Origin of the sequence: Kribbella ginsengisoli (assembly GCF_039537185.1) — a bacterium.
GTDB classification, from domain to species: domain Bacteria; phylum Actinomycetota; class Actinomycetes; order Propionibacteriales; family Kribbellaceae; genus Kribbella; species Kribbella koreensis.
The window spans coordinates 1505756-1523562 of sequence record NZ_BAABAA010000001.1 but is presented as its reverse complement, the minus strand read 5'-3'; the positions used below and the strand labels follow the sequence as shown (position 1 = coordinate 1523562).

Below are 17807 nucleotides of genomic sequence, written 5' to 3'. Positions count from 1 at the left end.
CACTGGACACCAGGATCAAGGCATGCCGGCGCTAGACATCAGTTGCGACGATCTCCTCGTCGCCGAACCAGCCTACGTTGCCCAGCGGCTCGGCGCGGACACCCTGTGGAAACAGTGGTGGCCGGGCCTGATCCTGACCCCGACCGAGCGGCGCGGCCCCGACGGCGTGCGCTGGGCGGTGACCGGCGAGGGCATCGGTACGGCGGAGTGGTGGCTGGAGCCGGTGCGAGACGGAGTGGTCGTGCACTGGTACCTGCGGATCGACCCGGTCAAGGCGGTCGGCGGTCACCGGCTGGGCAAACTGCGGGAACGGTACGTGGCGCAGTACCGGGCGAACATCTGGCGGCTGAAGGACGAACTCGAGCAAGGCCGCGCCGCGGGTGAGGGCAGGGAGCAGTCCGATCCCGCGATAGTCTCGTCGCTGGACCCCGGGGCCGCGCGAGCGACCTCCGATCAGTCCTGGCAGAACCCGTCCCGGCAGCGAAGAGGTGAATCGATGGCAGAGCAGACCACCTCGACCATCGTCGTGAACGCGACCCCGAAGGCGATCATGGCGGTGATCGCGGATTTCGAGGCGTACCCGGAGTGGGCCGACTCGATGCGGGAGACGCAGGTGCTGTCCACGGACGAGGCCGGCCGGCCCAAACAGGTCCGGTTCAAGGTGGATGCCGGGGCGATCTCGGACGAGTACACGCTGGACTACGTCTGGTCCCGCAACGAGGTCACCTGGACGCTCGTCCAGGCCAAGATGGTGAAGGGCATGGACGGCTCGTACGTCCTGCGCGACCTGGGCGACCAGGGCACCGAGGTGACGTACCGGCTCGCCGTCGACGTGGCGATCCCGATGATCGGCCTGCTCAAGCGCAAGGCCGAGAAAGTCATCATCGACACCGCCCTGAAGGGCCTCAAGAAGCGCGTCGAGTCCTGATCCAGTGACTCGCATTCTGCTGTACACGGGTAAAGGCGGCGTGGGGAAGACCACCTCGGCGGCCGGTACCGCGACGCTCGCCGCGTTGCGGGGGCTGCGCACGCTGGTGCTCTCGACCGATGCCGCGCACTCGCTGTCGGATGCGTTCGACAGCGAGGTCGGGGGAGAACCGACCGAGATCGACAACCTGCTGTTCGTCCAGCAGATCGACGCGCAGCGCCGGTTCGAGCGGTCCTGGGGTGACATCCAGGCGTACCTGCGCTCGGTGCTGAACGTGATCGGGGTCGACCCGATCGAGGCCGAGGAGCTGACCGTGCTGCCGGGCGCCGAGGAGGTGCTCGCGCTGCTCGAGGTGCGCGACCACGTCCGGTCCGGCCGCTGGGACGTGATCGTCGTCGACTGCGCGCCGACCGCCGAGACGCTGCGGCTGCTCGCACTGCCGGACGCCCTGACCTGGTACCTGGGCCGCATCTTCAATGCCGAGCGCAAGGTCGTCCGCGCCTTCCGGCCCTGGCTCAGCAAGGCTTCCGGGCTGCCGATGCCCGACGACACCGTTTTCGACGCGCTGCGCCGGCTGCAGGGCGACCTGGCCGACATCCGCACGTTGCTGACCGGTCCCGATGCCTCAGTACGGCTGGTACTGACCCCTGAAGCCGTCGTCGTCGCCGAAGCCCGACGTTCGCTCACGACCCTGTCGCTGTTCGGCTATCGGGTCGACGGCGTCATCGCGAACCGGGTCTTCCCGGCCGCCGGCGCCGACAACTGGCGACGCCAGTGGGTCGCTGCTCAGCGCGGGATCCTCGACGACGTCGCCGACTCGTTCCGGCCGCTGCCGATCTGGGAGTCGCCGTACCGTGCGTGCGAGCCGGTCGGGGTCGAGGAGCTCGCGGCGTTCGCGGTCGAGATGTACGGCAAGGACGACCCGTTCACCCGGGCGACCGACGAGACGTCGCTGTGGGTTGATCGGCATATCGACACCGACGGGCGGACGTACACGCTGACCATGCCGCTGCCGCTCGCGTCGGCCAGCGACCTGGAGCTGGCCCGGCACGGGGACGAGCTGATCATCACTGTTGGCTCGTACCGGCGGGTGCTGCCCTTGCCGGCGGCGCTGGCCCGTGGAGTTGTCGCGGGCGCGCGGCTGGACGATGGGCGGCTGCAGGTGCGATTCGCGCCGCGTGAGCCGTTGCCGCGGGCTGTCGATCTGCCGCCTGCGAACGGGTCCGCGAACGGGTCCGCGAACGGGTCTGCGAACGGGGCGCTGGACTCGGTCGAGGCGCTGGCACAGGAGATCCGTGAGCAGATGAGTCAGCAGTTCGACAACGAGCCGACGGCGATCTCGGAGGGCACCAGATGAGCAAGGAGCCCGTCGGCTCGGTCGCCGAAGAGGCAGCCAAGCTGTTCGCGGTACTGCAGCAGGCCGCCAAGCACGACCACCAGGAACCACCGAAAGCTGAAAAAGAAGAACCAGCACCCGAAGAAGAGCACCAGCACAGTACGTCGCGTAGCGGGCCCGAGTGTCAGTGGTGTCCGCTGTGCCAGTTGATCGCGAAGGTGCGGACGACCAGCCCGGAGACGATCGAGCAGCTGTCGACGGCCGCGGCCGGGGTGCTCGGATCGGTACGGTCGCTGCTGGAAGCTGCCGCGGAGGCCGCGCGGCAGGCCCGGGAGGACGCAGAGTCGCGGACCGCCAAGGCGCAGGAACCCGAACGGCCCGCCCGGTCCCGCGTGGACCGGATCGACGTGAGTGAGGACCCCGAACCATGGGATTGAGCATCGGCATCGATGTCGGCGGGACGAAGATCGCCGCCGGCATCGTGGACGCGGACGGCGCCATCGGCGCGCGCACGCATCGCGACACCCCGGCCGACTCGGTCGACGCGACCGCGGCGGCGATCATCGACGCGGCCGCCGAGCTGATCAAGGACCACCAGGTCGAGGCGGTCGGAATCGGCGCTGCCGGGTTCGTCTCCTCGGACCGCTCGACCGTGCTCTTCGCGCCGAACCTGGCCTGGCGGAACGAACCGCTCGGCGCACGGGTCGCTGACGCGCTGAAGGTTCCCGTGGTGGTCGAGAACGACGCCAACGCGGCCGCCTGGGGCGAGTTCGCCTTCGGTGCGGCGAAGGATGTCGAGCACATGGTCTGCGTGACGGTCGGCACCGGGATCGGTGGCGGCGTGGTGATCGACGGCGAGTTGCTGCGCGGCGCTCATGGGGTCGCGGCGGAGCTTGGGCACATGCGCGTCGTACCGGGCGGGCATCGGTGTGGGTGTGGGGCTCGTGGGTGCTGGGAGCAGTACGCGTCGGGGCGGGCTCTGGTGCGTGAGGGACGTGCGCAGGCGGAGTCTGGGTCGCTGGCGGCGGCGCAGATGTTGAGCGTCTGTGGGATCACCGACCCGGCCGCGCTGACCGGTCCGATGATCACCGAGGCGGCGGCGCAGGGCGACCCGTGTGCGGTCGAGCTGCTGGATGATCTCGGGCGCTGGCTGGGCGAGGGGCTGGCGAGTATCGCGACCCTGTTCGACCCGAGCACGATCGTGATCGGTGGTGGCGTGAGCGCGGCCAAGGAGCTGCTGCTGAAGTCGGCCCAGGTCGCCTTCGAGAAGAACCTGCCGGCCAAGGCGAATCGCCCGCACCCGGCCTTCGGCCTCGCCGAACTGGGCAACGACGCCGGCCTGATCGGCGCCGCCGACCTGGCCCGCAAACCGGCCCCGGCCCCGGAGAAACACCGTTGAGCTCATCAGCGGTAGGTAGGCTTGCTATGGAATCCGGGGGATTCACCAGGAGGGTCGTGACATGGCTCTGACGCAGGCGCTGACGATCGGGATCGACATCGGTGGCACCAAGGTGGCCGCCGGAGTGGTCGATCCGGAGGGCAACATCCTGGACCGGTTGCGCCGGGACACGCCGACCAAGGACCCGCGCGAGACCGAGGACGCGATCGCCGAGATCGTGCACGACCTCGAGTCGCGGCACGACGTGATCGCGGTCGGGATCGGCGCGGCCGGCTTCGTCGACGGCACGCGTTCGTCCGTACTGTTCGCCCCGCACCTGGCGTGGCGGCACGAGCCGCTGCGCGACGCCGTCGAGCGCCGGCTCGGGCTGCCGGTGGTGGTCGAGAACGACGCCAACGCGGCTGCCTGGTCGGAGTGGCGGTTCGGCGGCGGGCAGGGTGAGAGCCATCTGGTCTGCGTGACGCTTGGTACCGGTATCGGCGGCGCGATCCTCAACGACGGCGCTCTGCAGCGCGGCAAGTTCGGTATCGCCGGCGAGTTCGGGCACATGCAGGTCGTACCGGGCGGGCACCGCTGCGAGTGCGGCAACCGTGGGTGCTGGGAGCAGTACGCGTCGGGCAACGCGTTGACGCGTGAGGCTCGTGAGCTGGCGCTGTCCGGTTCGCCGGTTGCTCACAACCTGTTGCGGGCGGCCGATGGCGACCCGCGCAAGATCAACGGTCCGATGGTCACCGCGCTCGCGAAGGACGGCGACCCGGTCGCGGTCGAGTTGCTGGAAGATGTCGGCCGCTGGCTCGGAATCGGCCTGGCCAATCTGGCGGCTGCGCTCGACCCCGGCACGTTCGTGATCGGTGGTGGCGTGTCGGATGCGGGGGAGTTGCTGCTGGCTCCGGCGCGGGAGGCTTTCAAGCGGACGCTGACCGGGCGTGGGTTCCGGCCCGAGGCGCGGATCGTACGGGCGGTACTGGGTCCTGAAGCCGGCATGGTCGGTGCGGCCGACCTGGCGCGCGAAGAGGCGACCTGGCTGCGTCGGGTGCGGGTCAAGACGACCGCGGTGACGGCCAAGACGGCCGCCGCGCGTGGCGCCCGGTCGACCCGGCTCGAGCGGGCGGCGCGCAAGTCGGTTGGCCGGCGTACGGGCATGCGAACGGCCGAACCGATCAAAGAACCGGCGCCCGCCGAGCTGAACGGCGACACCGAGGCATGACGAACGGCCCCGACCCGGTTGCCGCGAGCGACGAGGGCGCGGCCAGCTCCGAGCCGGTTGCCGCGAGCAACGGGGGTGCGGCCGGGCCTTCGATGCGGGTGCTCTCGTACAACGTGCACCGCTGGGGCGACGACCGGGAGGCGCTGGCGCGCGTGGTCAAGGCCTGCGCGCCGAACGTCATGCTGGTCCAGGAAGCGCCGACCTGGTGGGGCACCCGCCGCAAGCGCGAGGCGATGGCGGCAAGCTTCGGCCTCCGGTACGTCGCGGCCTCGGCACGCAACGCGATCTTGGTTGCCGATGGCATCGACCTCGCGGATCCCTTGCACTGGAGGGTTTGGCGGCCGTTCGTGCGCCGCCGCTTCCGCTTCATCGCGACCCAGCTCCCCGGCGGCTCGGTCGGCGGCCGAACCACGCTGGGTGGCGTCGACCTGGCCCTGATCGTCTGCCATCTCGGTCTCCACATCCGCGGCCGCCAGCACGAACTGGAGCAGGTACTCCGGGGCTGTAAGTCCTTCAACCTCCCCTACCTCCTGGTAGGCGACCTCAACGAAGAACCAGGCGGCCCGGTCTGGGACCGCCTAGCCGCCGAAGGCCTGACCGACCTGGGCCTCAACGCCGGCAACACCTTCCACTCCGACAACCCAGTCAAACGCATCGACGGCGCCTTGCTGTCCCCAGGCCTAGCCGGGCGGGTCATCCCGCTCGACTCCGTCGAAGGCGTCACCCGCGCCGACCTGGCCGCAGGCTCCGACCACCTCCCGATGCTGGTCGAACTCACCCTGCCGTGAGTTCGGCTACTTCTTCTTGCGGTTGAGGAAGGCGAGCATCGCCTCCTGTGCGGCGGGGGAGCCGAACAATGATGCGGACAACTCAGCGAGGTCGGTGCCGCGGGCGTCGATGTCGGCGAGGAGTTCTCGGTTGAGGAGTTTCTTCGACTCGCGGAGGCCTTGGGGGGCGCCCTTGAGGAGGGACTTGAGGGTTTCGGCGAGGGTGTAGTCGACCTCCGCGTCGGGGACCGACTGGGTGACCAGTCCGAGGCTCGCTGCCTCGACGCCGTCGAAGCTGTTGCCGGTGAGGAAGGTGAGGGAGGCGGCGCGGTCGGTCAGCCGGGGGATCACGGTCAGCGAGATCGTCGCGGCGGCCAGGCCGAGGCGGACCTCGGTGAGGGCGAAGGTCGCGCTGTGGCCGGCGATACTGATGTCGGAGGCGGCGACGATACCGATCCCGCCGGCCCGTACCGGTCCGGCGACCCGGGTGACGACCGGCTTGGAGTTCGCCACGATCGCGCGCTGGACGTCGACCATCCGCTGCGCGCCGACCTTCATCCCGACCGATGTCGCCTCGGACAGATCCGCCCCGGAGCAGAACACGTCCAGCGCCGACCGGATCACGATCGCCCGGACGGCGTCGTCCCGGTCAGCCGTCTCCAGGTGAGCCAGCAGCTCGCTGGTCAGCTGCTGGGAGAGCGCGTTCTTGTTGTCCGGCGAGTCGAGCGTGATCGTCGCGATGCCGTCGACAACCGCCAGGTGCACGAGTTCCGTCATGGAACCCATCCTGCCTGCTCAGCCCAGATACAGGCAGAACGGGTGACCATCTGGGTCGAGCATCACACGAACCCGCTCCTGCGGCTGGAACTCCGGCAGCTCCGCCCCGCACCCGACAGCATGCGCCACAGCCTCGTCGAGCGAGTCCACCTCCAGATCGAGGTGGAGTTGCATCTGCGGCTTCCCCGCCTCAGCCGGCCAGACCGGACGCTCGTACAGATCCTCACGCTGGAAGGCAAGGTTGTACCCCGCCTCCTCCGACGGCGCCAGACTGACGAAGTCGGAGTCGTCGTCCGACGGATACAACGTCCACCCGAGCAACCGCTGATAGAACTCGGCCAACGCCTTCGGATCAGGCGAGTTGAGCACCACACCAAACCAATGAGCTTTCGTCCTGAGTGCCATGGATCCACCATGGCACTCGGCACCGACAAAGTCAGTTGGCGTCGGCGTAGGCCGGGGAGAGTTCTCGGGCCAGGTGTTCGATGAAGAGGCCCACGTCGGTGACGATGCCTCGGGCCTGGGCGGAGCCCCGGTCGGCGAGCTTGGTGACGGTGGCTGGGTTGATGTCCACACAGGTGAGCGGGACCGACGCGGGCAGGATGTTGCCGGTGGCAACCGAGTGGAGCATGGTCGCGGCCATCAGGCAGTAGCCGACGCCTTCGAGTTCGGCGCGCATCGCTCGCTGGCCGGCCAGTACGTCGGTGTAGACGTCCGGCAGCGGGCCGTCGTCGCGGACCGAGCCGACCAGGACGAACTTGTTGCCCTTCTTGACCAGCGCGTGCATCACGCCAGAGGTCAGTACGCCGGACTCGACGGCCGCGGCGATCGAGCCGGCCTTGCGGATCGTGTTGATCGCCCGGATGTGGTGCTCGTGCCCGTGCTCGACCCCGCGGCCGCGGGCCAGGTCGACGCCGAGCGACGTACCGTACAAGGACGACTCGATGTCGTGGGTGGCCAGCGCGTTGCCGGCGAACATGACGTCGACGAAACCCGCCTCGACGATCGCGACCATGGCCGGCGCGGCGCCGGTGTGGACGATGCCCGGGCCGCCGACCCAGAGCACCTTCAGCCCGGCCGCCTTCGCCTCGCGCATGCCCTCGGCGACCTGCTTGACCAGGACGCCCTGCGGCTTCTCGCTGGACACGTCCGACTCCATGAAGCCGAACGACTCCTCGTCGTGGGTGACGATCGGCGGAGTGACCTTGACGCCCTGGGCGCTGGAGATGATCCGCATCCCGGCCTTCACCTCGGACATCGGGATGGTCCGGACGTCCTCGCCCTCGACCAGCAGGCCGCAGTCCATCTCGGGGTTGCGGACCGGTACCCAGTGGCCGTTGAGGCGGACGCTGGTGGGCAGGTTCGTGGTCGAGTAGAAGCCGTCCGGGAAGACGCCGTCCTGGAGTACTTCGGAGATCTCCGGCGTACCGGGGTTGACCAGGTTCGCGCCCTTGGTCTGGATCCGCATCAGCAGGCGCTGGAGCGCTTCCTCGTCCTCGGCGCCGACGGTCATCCGGACGGTGGACGGGTCGTCCTTGTCGTAGCCGAGGTCGAACTTGTCCAGCGTGTACTCGCCGCCGTACCCGCGGATGTCGTCGAGGACCCGGGACAGCAACCCGGTATCCATCAGGTGGCCGGTGATCTCGACCGTCTCGGTGACCTGCACGGGTGCCTCCTTCGGCTCCATCTCGTCGGATTGTCCGACGATCTGCAGCCTAACGGCTAGACGACGGCGCCATCGTCCGGGGTGTCCTCCGGTGGCAGCCGGTCCTTCATCCGGATCACCAGGGTGAGGAATCCGCCGATGAACCCGACCACCGCCAGCGTGGTGATCCGTCCCGTCCCGAAGTCGAGCAGCGCCGCCAGAATCAGCAGCACCGGCCCACCGATCAACCCGAGCCAAGCAGCCCGGCTGATCCAGTCCAGCTTCGGTCCCTTCGGCGGCTCCGGCGGCACGAAATGATCATGATGATCCTCTTGCCGCCGGGCCGGGGGCTCCTCCGGCGGATCCTCATCGGTATCCCCGACGATCAACCCGGCCGGTACGTCGATGAGCGGCTCGTACGACCCCTCCTCGACATCCTCACTCACCGGCCACCGCGGCACCGGAGTCGCGTCATGCCCCTCAGCCGACGGCAGATTGAACTGCTCCACCAAAGACGCCCACTCGGCATCCTCGGTACTCCGGGCAATGACCCCCCGGGCCCTGACCTCGGCCGCAGCATCGACGAAGATCTCGTCGAACCCGACGGGAATCCGCGGGGGAGCGGCTTCGTCAGCCATCGCCGGCGCCGGTGCGGCCGACTCGGCGACGGCGGTGCTTTCCGGGTCGGTAGCGGCCTCAGCGTCAGTTTCAGCTGATTCCTTGGGTACGTCGTCCGCCTGCGCGGCCTGGCGCGGAGCCTTGGTGTACGCCGCGATGTCCGCCTCGGCCAGGGCGTTGAGGACTGGTTCGGCGATCTGGGGGTCTATGCCGCCCATCGACGTGTAGGTCGACGCGGTCAGGCCGTTGTCACGCATCGGCGGTCACCCGGTGGATGAAGGAGGTGGAGTCGGCGAAGATGCGGGGTGCGTCGTTGTCCAGAGTGGCCACGTGGTAACTGTCCTCGAGCAGGGTCTCGGTCACGTCGCGGGACGAGATCGACGCCAGGATCGACCGGCCCGAGCTCGGTTCCACGACATGATCGACAGTACTGCGGAAAAGCAGCACCGGCTGGGTGACTTTGGCCAGATCCGCCCGGGTGATCGTCCAGAGCTGCGAGAGCGAGTGGAGCGCGCGCAACGGCATCCGGGAGTAGGCGCCCTCGTCGACGCCGGGCTTCTTGATGTCGTTCGAGATGCCGGGGAACGACGGGACGAGCCGCTGCAGCACCGGGAGCAGCACGAGCCGCTTGTCGTCGGTCTGCACGGACGGGTTGACCAGGATCACACCCGAGATGTCCTCCCCGTGCTGCTCGGCGAGCCGTAGTACCAGGCATCCGCCCATCGACAGCCCGGCCACGAACACCCGGTCGTGCTCCTTGCGCAGGCGCTCCAACTCGTTGTCCAGTACGGCGTACCAGTCCTGCCAGCGGGTGTTGTTCATCTCCTGCCACGTCGTCCCGTGCCCGGGCAACCGCGGTACGGCGACCCCGAAGCCCTCGGCCGCCAGGTGCTCGGCGAACGGCCGCATCGACCGTGGCGAGCCGGTGAAGCCGTGGCTCAGGAGCACCCCGGTCGCGGCGTTCGCACCGGATCCTGGGCTGCGGAACTCCTCCGCATGAGCTTGCACTGCCACGGGTACTCCTCGACGGTCGGACGGATCCAGCAGATGCCAATGGTCGCAGCCACGGAGCCACCCGCCCACCCCGGCATGAGTGTCGTGATCGACATCGCACCCAGTCTGCAACCACGGGACAACACAGAGTGCAACCCGCCTATTCCTGGCGGTCACGTTGCTTCTGGAGGATGGTGGACCGTAGGCTCTCGGCCGAGTGACGGAGGTGAAGGCGTTGCTGTACCTGTTCCTCAGGCGGTTTTTCGTCGGACCGATTGCGAAGCTCCTCTTCCGTCCCAGGGTCGAGGGGCTGGAGAACATTCCCTCGACCGGGCCGGCGCTGCTGGTGAGCAACCACCTGGCGTTCACCGACTCGGTGTTCCTGCCGGTGGCGGTGCCGCGGCAGATCGTCTTCCCCGCGAAGTCGGAGTACTTCACCGCGCCCGGGCTGAAGGGCCGCCTGATGGCGACCTTCTTCCGCTCGGTCGGCCAGATCCCGATCGACCGCTCGGGCGGCCGCGCGTCGCTGGCCGCGCTGAACATCGGGCTGGAGATCCTCGCCAAAGGTGAGCTGTTCGGCATCTACCCCGAGGGCACCCGCTCGCCCGACGGCCGGCTCTACAAGGGCAAGACCGGCGTGGCCCGGATGGCGATCGTGGCCGGCGTGCCGGTCATCCCGGTGGCGATGATCGACACCGAGAAGCTGAACCCGCCCGGCTCGGTCTGGCCGAAGTTCCTGATCCGCGAGCCCGGCCGCCGGCTGCCCCGGCTGATCCGCCCGGGCGTGTCGATCGGCAAACCGCTCGACTTCTCCCGGTACGAGGGGATGGAGCGCGACCGCTTCGTGCTGCGCTCGGTCACCGACGAGATCATGTACGCCCTGATGGAGCTGTCCGGCCAGGAGTACGTCGACATGTACGCCGAGAAGGCCAAGGAACTCATCAAGGCCGGCGAGTCGGTCGACGACCACATCAAGCCCCGCCTCGGCGACACCAAGGCATCCTGACCGACCTCCGATGGAGAACGAACTCAACGTCCTGGGCGAGGCGCTCCAGGAGTGCGGTACCGATCCGGTCACCGGCTTCTATCGCGACGGCTGCTGCAGCACCGGCCCTGAGGATCTCGGGAGTCATACCGTGTGCGCGGTGATGACGACGGAGTTTCTGACTCATCAGGCGTCGATCGGCAACGATCTGTCCACGCCCCGGCCGGAGTTCGGCTTCACCGGCCTGCGCCCGGGGGACCGGTGGTGTGTCGTCGCGGTCCGCTGGCTTCAGGCGTACCACGCGGGTGCGGCAGCGCCGATCGTCCTCGCCTCCAGCCACCACCGAGCGCTCGAGACGATCCCGCTGAGCGTCCTGCGGGAGCACGCGGTCGACGTCCCACCGGACCTCAGCTCGCTCAGCTAGCCGGGGAGGTTTCTCGCCTCCGGTGGGGAGGATGTTGCCCCCGAATGGGGGTATTTGCCTCCCCGGATCCGGACAGGATCCTCCCCAAGCGCACAGGTGGGGGAGCAGAGGCGAGGGGCACCGGTCCAACCGCGGTGGCGCAGGGCGGTCACCACCTGGGCTGCGGTCTCGCAGGGGTGGCTGACGAGCTGGTACCCGAACCGCAACGTGAGCTTCCCGCTCGTCGCAGCGGCGTTGTCCCGGCTCATGTCACGCCAGCGGGACAGCGCGTCGGAGTGGCCGAGCCGGCCGTCGAGTTCGACGATCACGCCGTACGGCGAATACTCGACGTCGCGATAGACGACTCGTTTCGACGGCCTCGCCGGGGGAGTGGTCGTGGACTCGGCCGTGCCGGAGTGGTCGACCGTGGTGGAGTCGGCAGCTGTGACGGCTCTTACCTGGCGGTCGGCAGCGGGCAGGCCGTGAGCGCGCTCGACCCGGCGCAGGTAGCACTGTTCGAGGAACGACTGCACACCGTCCACAGTGTCGAGCAGGATCTGCCGGATGACGTCTCGACCGGCCAGCTGCCCGAGCGATTCCAGCTCGGCCAGCAGCCGTTGTGGAGTGGTCCGGCGCTGGCGACAGGCGTCCAGGAGCATTGCTGCCTGTCGTGCGGTCTCTCGTTCCCGGCTCGCGGTCGTCAACAGGGCGACCTCCAGCCGTACGGTCGGTGGCTTGCGGGTTGGATGCAACCGGGCATCGAGTTCGCGCCAGCGGGTCACCCGGATCTTTCCCCGGCGATCGAGGCGACGCGCGTGGGGTACGGCCAGGTGGATCGGGTCGTTGTCATCCCAGTCGCCTTCCAGCCCGTAGTACCGGAGCGCGGTCTTGCCGGTCAGGGCAGCCTCCGGTCCGCAGGCGAGCCAGGCAGCCCACATCCTGGTTTCCCACGGCAACGGACCGGTGAAGTCGACGTACACGCCGTGATGCACCCGCTGCAGTTGCCGCACCCGGCACCTGCGCTGGAGCACCTTGTCGGTGATCCCGTGCTCCAACGCTTGCGTCCGACTGAAGGCCCCCTTCTGCCGCTGCCGCAACTCCACGAACAACCGAACCGACTCATCACCCCCACCCCTCAACGCCGCCCCCACTCGCCCCTGCTGATCGTTCTCCACACAGACAAGATGCCCTCGACCCACCACCCGCGGCGCCCTCCTCTCCTGGCCCTGTGGACACCCCAGCCCGGGGAGGATTTTGGCCGGCGCCGGGGTGGATCTTGCCCCCGGAGCGGGGTATTTCCCTCCCCAAGTGGGGCGGGCGGCGGGCGCGACTGGCGGGGGCGGGGTGGACGGGGTGAGACGGCTGGGCAGAGGGTGAGACGGCTGGAATAGGCTGGGGACATGCAATTTGCGACGTTGAGTGCGGGGGAAGTGCCTGGGGTTCCTACTCTGGACGAGCTGCGGGCCTTGAAGCCGTTGCAGCAGCCGGAGTGGCCGGATCAAGAGGCGCTGGAACACGTCATCGGGCAGCTCAGGACGTTGCCGCCGCTGGTGTTCGCCGGTGAGTGCGACGACCTGACCACCAAGATCGGTGCGGTGGCGCGCGGTGAGGCGTTCCTGCTGCAGGGTGGCGACTGCGCGGAGACGTTCGACGGGGTGACCGCCGAGAACATCCGGGCCAAGCTCCGGGTGCTGCTGCAGATGTCCGTCGTGCTCCAGTACGCCGCGAGCGTGCCGGTCGTGAAGGTCGGGCGGATCGCCGGGCAGTACGCGAAGCCCCGCAGCTCCGGCGACGAGACGCGCAACGGCGTGACGCTGCCGTCGTACCGGGGTGACGCCGTGAACGGGCTGGACTTCACGCCGGAGTCGCGGATCCCAGACCCGCAGCGGCTGCGAGGCGTCTACAACGCGGCCGCCGCGACGCTGAACCTGACCCGCGCGTTCACCACCGGTGGGTACGCCGACCTGCACCAGGTGCACGCCTGGAACACCGACTTCGTGAAGTCCTCGCCCGTCGGGCAGCGCTACGAGCAGCTGGCCGGTGAGATCGAGCGGGCGCTCGCCTTCATGCGCGCCTGCGGGGCGACCGCCGACGAGTTCAAGACGGTCGACTTCTACGCCTCCCACGAGGCGCTCATCCTCGAGTACGAACACGCCCTGACCCGGATCGACTCGCGCACCGAGCTGCCGTACGACGTGTCCGGCCACCTGCTCTGGGTGGGGGAGCGGACCCGTCAGCTGGACGGCGCGCACATCGAGTTCCTGTCGACGCTGAGCAACCCGCTCGGCGTGAAGATCGGCCCGACCACGACCCCGGAGTACATCCGGGCCCTGATCGACAAGCTGAACCCGAAGGGGATCGAGGGCCGGCTGACCTTCATCACCCGGATGGGCGCGGGCAAGATCCGCGCCGGGCTGCCGCCGCTGCTGGAGGCGGTCCGCGACCACGGCTCGCCGGTCGCGTGGGTGTGCGACCCGATGCACGGCAACACCTACGAGACGCCGAACGGCTACAAGACCCGCAACTTCGACGACGTGATCGACGAGGTCCAGGGCTTCTTCGACGCGCACGAGCAGGTCGGCACCTGGCCGGGCGGCATGCACATCGAGCTCACCGGCGACGACGTCACCGAGTGCCTCGGCGGCGGCGAGGAACTGGTCGCCGAAGATCTCGTCAACCGCTACGAGACCGCCTGCGACCCCCGCCTCAACCGCCACCAGTCCCTCGAACTGGCCTTCCTCGTCGCCGAACGCCTCCGCGGCGCCCGCGCATGATCCGGTACTACGCAACGCCGGCGCCCGCCTCGATGGCCGGGACGGCGACGGGAGCGGAGGCGGCATGATCGACCTTCGCTCCGACACGGTGACCAAGCCGTCCGCGGGGATGCTGGCCGCGATGACCAGCGCTCCTCTCGGCGACGACGTGTACGGCGAGGATCCCACGGTCACCGAACTCGAGGAGACGGTCGCCGCGCTGCTCGGGCATGAGGCCGGGCTCTTCACCGTGACCGGGTCGCTGGCCAACATCCTCGGCGTCCGGGCGCTCGTCCCACCCGGCTCCGAGGTGCTCTGCGAGGCGAGCGCCCACATCGCCCGCGCCGAGCTCGGCGCCCACGCGGCGATCAGTGGCGTCACCACCCGCACCTGGAGCGCCCCAGCCGGCCAGATCGACCTCGAGCAGATCCGCACCCTGATCGCCCCCGACCTCGGCCCGTACTTCGTCCAGACCGCAGCCGTCTCGGTCGAGAACACCCACAACTTCGGTGGCGGCGCCATCCAGCGCTCGTACGACGCCCTGGCCGACGAGCTCGACTCGATCGGCATGCCCCTCCACCTCGACGGCGCTCGCCTCTGGAACGCATCGGTCGCCTCAGGCGTCTCGCTGAAGGCCTACGCCTCCCGAGCGGCCGCCGCCAGCGTCTGCCTCTCGAAGGGCCTCGGCGCCCCCGTCGGCTCCGTCCTGGTCGGCTCGACCGAGCTCATCAAGGAAGCACGAGTCTGGCGCAAACGCCTGGGCGCGGGCTGGCGCCAAGCTGGCGTACTGGCCGCCGCCGGCCTCTACGCGATCAACCACAACGTCGAGCGCCTGGCCGAAGACCACGCCAACGCCCGCCAGATCGCCGAACTCCTCGCCGACGCTGCCCCCGGCTCGGTCAAACCCGACCAGGTCGACACCAACATCGTCGTCGCCGACCTCGCCGGTACCGACCACTCCGTCGCCGAGGTTGTGGCAGCCGCCGAGGCAGCCGGCCTACGAGTTGGCGGCGTCGGCGCCACCCAGCTACGGGTCGTCACCCACCTCGACGCCTCAGCCGAGGACTGCCGGACCGCGGCAGAGATCCTGGCCCGCATCCTCAGCTGAGCCCACCGGACCACGGCGGCGACCTCAGCTGAAGCGGTGAAGTGACCTCACTCACCGTGGGCAGGGAATTGCGAGCAGATAGTTTATGTTTAAATTGTTTCGTGACTGACTTCAAGGTTCTCGGTATCTCCGGCAGTCTCCGCGCCGGCTCCCTCAACACCGCGTTGCTGCGGGCCGCGCAGAAGTTCGCGCCCGACGGTGTGGACATCTCGATCTACGAGGGCTTGGCCGACCTGCCCTGGTACGACGGCGACCTCGACACCCCCGAGAACCTGCCGGCCCAGGCGCGCCGGCTCCGCGAGGAGATCGCGGCCCACGACGGGCTGCTGATCGCGACCCCGGAGTACAACTACTCGATCCCCGGCGGACTGAAGAACGCGATCGACTGGGCCTCGCGCCCGTCGGCGACCTCGGTCCTGCTGCACAAGCCGATCGCGATCATGGGCGCCGCGCCGACCAACTTCGGTACCGTCCGGGCCCAGCTGGCGCTCCGGCAGGTGTTCGTCTGGACCCACTCGGACGTGGTCGTGAAGCCCGAGGTGATGGCGTTCCGTGCCCACGAGCGCTTCGACGAGGGCGCCAACCTGATCGACGACGACACGATCAAGCTGGTGCAGGGGCTGCTGGACGCCCTCAAGGCGAAGATGGAAAACCCCGCGAGATAGGCTTCAAGCCGTCGGGTCACAGCGTTCGGGGAGAGCCGTGCGAGAGATCGTCGTGTTCAGTGGCAGTGCCCATTCCAGCCTTGCTCAGCAGATCTGCACCGATCTCGGTGTGGACCTGTCGCCGGTGGAGATCCACCGGTTCAGCAACGACTGCCTACAGGTTCAGTTGCAGGTGAACTGCCGCCAGCGCGATGTCTACATCGTTCAGCCGCTGGTTCCGCCGACCCAGGAGCACCTGATGGAGCTGCTCCTCATGATCGACGCGGCCAGGGGCGCCTCGGCGGCTCAGATCACCGCCGTGATGCCGCACTACGCCTATGCGCGCTCGGACAAGAAGGACGCCTCCCGGATCTCGATCGGCGCCCGTCTGGTCGCCGACCTGCTCGTCGCGGCCGGTGTCGACCGGGTGCTGACGATGACGCTGCACGCACCTCAGGTGCACGGGTTCTTCTCGGTGCCGGTCGACCACCTGACCGCGATCGGCGTACTGGCCGAGCACTTCCGCGGTACCGACCTCACGAACACGGTTGTCGTCAGCCCCGACCTGGGCAATGCGAAGACGGCGACCCAGTTCGCCCGGCTGCTCGGCCTGCCGGTCGCCGCGGGCAGCAAGCAGCGGCTCTCGGACGACCGGGTGGTGATCGACGCGATCGTCGGCGACGTGGCCGGCAAGAAGGCGATCGTCCTGGACGACGAGATCGCCACCGGCGGCTCGATCATCGAGCTGCTGGACCGGTTGAAGGACCTCGGCTGTACGCAGGCCGCCGTCGCCACCACGCACGGACTGTTCGCCGGCAAGGCGGTCGAGCGGTTGCGGTCGCACCCGTCGATCACCGAGGTGATCAGCACCGACACCGTGCCGCGCCCGGACGGCTTCCCCGAGCTGCAGGTCAGCTCGGTGTCCGGCCTGTTCGCCGAGGCGATCAAGCGGATCCACGACGGCGAGTCGGTCAGCAGCCTCTTCGACGGCGTCGACCCGACCCACGCTCCGCCGCAACCCAAGCTGCCCTTCTAGAAATCGACCCGCATCACAAACCGCCGCAACGTCGGATGGCTGACTTCCTTGAAGCCGGCCTCCTCGAAGACGCTGTAGTGCCCGACGTGCAGCTCACCCCACGGCACGTCCTTTCCGGCCGCCGGCATCATCGGATACCCCTCGAGCGCCCGGGCCCCACGCGAGCGGGCGTAGTCGATCGTCGCGCGAGCCATCCCGTAGCTGACCCCGCGCCGCCGGTACCCGGACCGCGTGACGAAGCAGGTGATGACCCAGACCGAGTCGTCCTCCTTGTCCTCGTCGCGACCCTTCCACGGCACCGGCGTACGCCCGAACAGCCGCGGGTACGCCGTCCGCGGCTCAACCGCACACCACCCGACCGGCTCGTCATCCAGATAGGCCACCAGCCCACTCGTCTGCTTGGCTCCCGGGTTGTCGCAGTTGGTCTGCTCCCGCATCAGCCCGGCCCGCTCGGGCTCGGTGGTCACCGCCCACATCCACCCGCGTGTCTTGAACCGCTGGCAATGACACTGCCCGGCATCGCTGTCGCCCAAGACGAGCTGCAGGTCCTCCCACGACGCCTCGTTGGCCAGCCGGAAGGTCAACTGGTCCGCAACGGAGTCGAGCGTCATCGCGGTGGCTCTTCACCGGTCAGCCCGTCCACCGCCTCGCGGATCAGGTCCGCGTGGCCGGCATGGCGGGCGTACTCCTCGATCAGGTCGATCAGGAGCCGCCGCAGCGTCGGCGTCTCGCCACGAGAGTTCTTGTACTGCGCCAAGTGGTCCAGCCCACCGTCCGGCAGGACCGAGGCGACGGCTGCTCGTGAGCGGTCGGCTGCCGCGTTCCAGAGCTCGTAGATCTCCTCGGCCGTGTCGTCAGTAGCCGAGTGCCACTCCCACTCGGAGTCGGCGTCCCAGTCGACCGCATCCCACGGCGCGCCCAGTTCGGTGCCAAGCAGCCGGTGGGAGAAGTACTCGTCCTCGCACAGCGCCAAATGCTTCATCAACCCGCCGAGCGTCATCGTCGACGGCGGATGGGACTTCTGCAGGCCGGCGGAGTCCAGGCCGCCGCACTTCCAGGCGAAGATCGCGCGTTGCCGCTCCAGCGAGCCGAGCATCGTCTCGAGTTCGGTCCCCGCGATCGGCGCCTCGTGCGGCAGGTCGTATGCCTGACCGGGGTGGTGGGGTGGGGTCAGAAAATGCGCAGTCATGGGTCTGGACGTTAATATC

The 17807-nt window shown here is 68.8% G+C and carries 20 protein-coding genes; 12 read left to right on the top strand and 8 right to left on the bottom strand.

The window, feature by feature from the left end:
* Nucleotides 1-22: 22 nt before the first annotated feature.
* The 6 genes from ABD768_RS06870 to ABD768_RS06845 all read left to right on the top strand — a co-directional run bounded on the left by ABD768_RS06870 (nucleotide 23) and on the right by ABD768_RS06845 (nucleotide 5658).
* Entirely contained in the window at nucleotides 23-928 is a 906-nt protein-coding gene (locus tag ABD768_RS06870; RefSeq protein WP_344838487.1) for an SRPBCC family protein, read from the top strand.
* A 4-nt stretch (nucleotides 929-932) separates the two neighbouring features.
* Nucleotides 933-2285, top strand: a complete 1353-nt coding sequence (locus ABD768_RS06865) for an ArsA family ATPase (RefSeq protein ID WP_344838484.1) — start codon at nucleotides 933-935, stop codon at nucleotides 2283-2285.
* Entirely contained in the window at nucleotides 2282-2701 is a 420-nt protein-coding gene (locus tag ABD768_RS06860; protein ID WP_343968714.1) for a hypothetical protein, read from the top strand. The genes ABD768_RS06865 and ABD768_RS06860 overlap by 4 nt, the downstream gene beginning before the upstream one ends.
* On the top strand, nucleotides 2692-3663 hold the full coding sequence (locus tag ABD768_RS06855) for an ROK family glucokinase (RefSeq protein ID WP_344838481.1): 972 nt from the start codon (nucleotides 2692-2694) through the stop codon (nucleotides 3661-3663). Before ABD768_RS06860 ends, ABD768_RS06855 begins: the two co-directional genes overlap by 10 nt.
* Nucleotides 3664-3724: 61 nt before the next feature.
* The gene (locus ABD768_RS06850) at nucleotides 3725-4870 is read left to right on the top strand and encodes an ROK family glucokinase (RefSeq protein WP_343968710.1); all 1146 of its coding nucleotides are present in this window, start codon (nucleotides 3725-3727) and stop codon (nucleotides 4868-4870) included.
* Entirely contained in the window at nucleotides 4867-5658 is a 792-nt protein-coding gene (locus ABD768_RS06845) for an endonuclease/exonuclease/phosphatase family protein (protein WP_343968708.1), read from the top strand. Before ABD768_RS06850 ends, ABD768_RS06845 begins: the two co-directional genes overlap by 4 nt.
* Before the next feature lie 6 nt (nucleotides 5659-5664).
* On the opposite strand, the gene ABD768_RS06840 is transcribed toward ABD768_RS06845, so the two are convergent.
* From ABD768_RS06840 to ABD768_RS06820, 5 genes are read right to left on the bottom strand one after another with little or no spacing between them, the layout of a single operon-like run.
* A complete protein-coding gene (locus tag ABD768_RS06840) occupies nucleotides 5665-6414 on the bottom strand; it encodes an enoyl-CoA hydratase-related protein (protein WP_344838477.1) in 750 nt (249 codons plus the stop codon).
* 18 nt (nucleotides 6415-6432) lie between these two features.
* Nucleotides 6433-6819 carry a VOC family protein gene (locus ABD768_RS06835; protein WP_344838474.1) on the bottom strand — a complete coding sequence of 129 codons (387 nt, stop codon included), beginning with the start codon at nucleotides 6817-6819 and terminating at the stop codon, nucleotides 6433-6435.
* A 31-nt stretch (nucleotides 6820-6850) separates the two neighbouring features.
* On the bottom strand, nucleotides 6851-8080 hold the full coding sequence (locus ABD768_RS06830; protein ID WP_344838471.1) for an ornithine cyclodeaminase, nickel-pincer nucleotide-dependent: 1230 nt from the start codon (nucleotides 8078-8080) through the stop codon (nucleotides 6851-6853).
* A gap of 56 nt (nucleotides 8081-8136) precedes the next feature.
* Nucleotides 8137-8934 carry a hypothetical protein gene (locus tag ABD768_RS06825; protein WP_343968700.1) on the bottom strand — a complete coding sequence of 266 codons (798 nt, stop codon included), beginning with the start codon at nucleotides 8932-8934 and terminating at the stop codon, nucleotides 8137-8139.
* The gene (locus ABD768_RS06820) at nucleotides 8927-9691 is read right to left on the bottom strand and encodes an alpha/beta hydrolase (protein ID WP_343968698.1); all 765 of its coding nucleotides are present in this window, start codon (nucleotides 9689-9691) and stop codon (nucleotides 8927-8929) included. The genes ABD768_RS06825 and ABD768_RS06820 overlap by 8 nt, the downstream gene beginning before the upstream one ends.
* A gap of 196 nt (nucleotides 9692-9887) precedes the next feature.
* On the opposite strand from ABD768_RS06820, the gene ABD768_RS06815 reads away from it, so the two are divergent.
* Together ABD768_RS06815 and ABD768_RS06810 are read left to right on the top strand one after the other, a co-directional pair.
* Nucleotides 9888-10676, top strand: coding sequence for a lysophospholipid acyltransferase family protein (locus ABD768_RS06815; RefSeq protein ID WP_343968696.1), 789 nt, complete (start codon nucleotides 9888-9890; stop codon nucleotides 10674-10676).
* Nucleotides 10677-10686: 10 nt separating this feature from the next.
* Nucleotides 10687-11079, top strand: coding sequence for a DUF2237 family protein (locus tag ABD768_RS06810; protein ID WP_343968694.1), 393 nt, complete (start codon nucleotides 10687-10689; stop codon nucleotides 11077-11079).
* Here ABD768_RS06810 and ABD768_RS06805 read toward each other — a convergent pair.
* Nucleotides 11076-12233 (bottom strand): type IV toxin-antitoxin system AbiEi family antitoxin domain-containing protein, encoded by a 1158-nt coding sequence (locus ABD768_RS06805; protein ID WP_344838467.1) that lies wholly within the window; start codon nucleotides 12231-12233, stop codon nucleotides 11076-11078. The genes ABD768_RS06810 and ABD768_RS06805 overlap by 4 nt on opposite strands.
* 225 nt (nucleotides 12234-12458) lie before the next feature.
* Between ABD768_RS06805 and ABD768_RS06800 the strand changes: the two genes are divergently transcribed.
* From ABD768_RS06800 to ABD768_RS06785, 4 genes are all read left to right on the top strand, one after another.
* Entirely contained in the window at nucleotides 12459-13832 is a 1374-nt protein-coding gene (locus ABD768_RS06800; protein WP_343968690.1) for a class II 3-deoxy-7-phosphoheptulonate synthase, read from the top strand.
* 64 nt (nucleotides 13833-13896) lie between these two features.
* Nucleotides 13897-14919: a threonine aldolase family protein gene (locus tag ABD768_RS06795; RefSeq protein ID WP_344838465.1), complete on the top strand. Its 1023-nt coding sequence runs from the start codon at nucleotides 13897-13899 to the stop codon at nucleotides 14917-14919.
* Nucleotides 14920-15020: 101 nt separating this feature from the next.
* Nucleotides 15021-15584, top strand: coding sequence for an NADPH-dependent FMN reductase (locus ABD768_RS06790; RefSeq protein WP_344838462.1), 564 nt, complete (start codon nucleotides 15021-15023; stop codon nucleotides 15582-15584).
* 37 nt (nucleotides 15585-15621) lie between these two features.
* Nucleotides 15622-16599, top strand: coding sequence for a ribose-phosphate diphosphokinase (locus ABD768_RS06785; protein ID WP_343968684.1), 978 nt, complete (start codon nucleotides 15622-15624; stop codon nucleotides 16597-16599).
* Here the strand turns inward: ABD768_RS06785 and ABD768_RS06780 are convergent.
* The gene (locus tag ABD768_RS06780) at nucleotides 16596-17210 is read right to left on the bottom strand and encodes a GNAT family N-acetyltransferase (protein ID WP_343968682.1); all 615 of its coding nucleotides are present in this window, start codon (nucleotides 17208-17210) and stop codon (nucleotides 16596-16598) included. The genes ABD768_RS06785 and ABD768_RS06780 overlap by 4 nt on opposite strands.
* A complete protein-coding gene (locus tag ABD768_RS06775) occupies nucleotides 17207-17788 on the bottom strand; it encodes a mycothiol transferase (RefSeq protein ID WP_344838457.1) in 582 nt (193 codons plus the stop codon). Before ABD768_RS06775 ends, ABD768_RS06780 begins: the two co-directional genes overlap by 4 nt.
* Between the last annotated feature and the right edge of the window lie 19 nt (nucleotides 17789-17807).

What these genes read in the sequence shown, in the direction of transcription:
- ABD768_RS06870 (WP_344838487.1), top strand. Translation starts at nt 23, where the DNA reads ATGCCGGCGCTAGACATCAGTTGCGACGATCTCCTCGTCGCCGAACCA.
- ABD768_RS06860 (WP_343968714.1), top strand. Translation starts at nt 2,282, where the DNA reads ATGAGCAAGGAGCCCGTCGGCTCGGTCGCCGAAGAGGCAGCCAAGCTG.
- ABD768_RS06855 (WP_344838481.1), top strand. Translation starts at nt 2,692, where the DNA reads ATGGGATTGAGCATCGGCATCGATGTCGGCGGGACGAAGATCGCCGCC.
- ABD768_RS06850 (WP_343968710.1), top strand. Translation starts at nt 3,725, where the DNA reads ATGGCTCTGACGCAGGCGCTGACGATCGGGATCGACATCGGTGGCACC.
- ABD768_RS06845 (WP_343968708.1), top strand. Translation starts at nt 4,867, where the DNA reads ATGACGAACGGCCCCGACCCGGTTGCCGCGAGCGACGAGGGCGCGGCC.
- ABD768_RS06840 (WP_344838477.1), bottom strand. Translation starts at nt 6,414, where the DNA reads ATGACGGAACTCGTGCACCTGGCGGTTGTCGACGGCATCGCGACGATC.
- ABD768_RS06835 (WP_344838474.1), bottom strand. Translation starts at nt 6,819, where the DNA reads ATGGCACTCAGGACGAAAGCTCATTGGTTTGGTGTGGTGCTCAACTCG.
- ABD768_RS06825 (WP_343968700.1), bottom strand. Translation starts at nt 8,934, where the DNA reads ATGCGTGACAACGGCCTGACCGCGTCGACCTACACGTCGATGGGCGGC.
- ABD768_RS06810 (WP_343968694.1), top strand. Translation starts at nt 10,687, where the DNA reads ATGGAGAACGAACTCAACGTCCTGGGCGAGGCGCTCCAGGAGTGCGGT.
- ABD768_RS06800 (WP_343968690.1), top strand. Translation starts at nt 12,459, where the DNA reads ATGCAATTTGCGACGTTGAGTGCGGGGGAAGTGCCTGGGGTTCCTACT.
- ABD768_RS06795 (WP_344838465.1), top strand. Translation starts at nt 13,897, where the DNA reads ATGATCGACCTTCGCTCCGACACGGTGACCAAGCCGTCCGCGGGGATG.
- ABD768_RS06780 (WP_343968682.1), bottom strand. Translation starts at nt 17,210, where the DNA reads ATGACGCTCGACTCCGTTGCGGACCAGTTGACCTTCCGGCTGGCCAAC.
- ABD768_RS06775 (WP_344838457.1), bottom strand. Translation starts at nt 17,788, where the DNA reads ATGACTGCGCATTTTCTGACCCCACCCCACCACCCCGGTCAGGCATAC.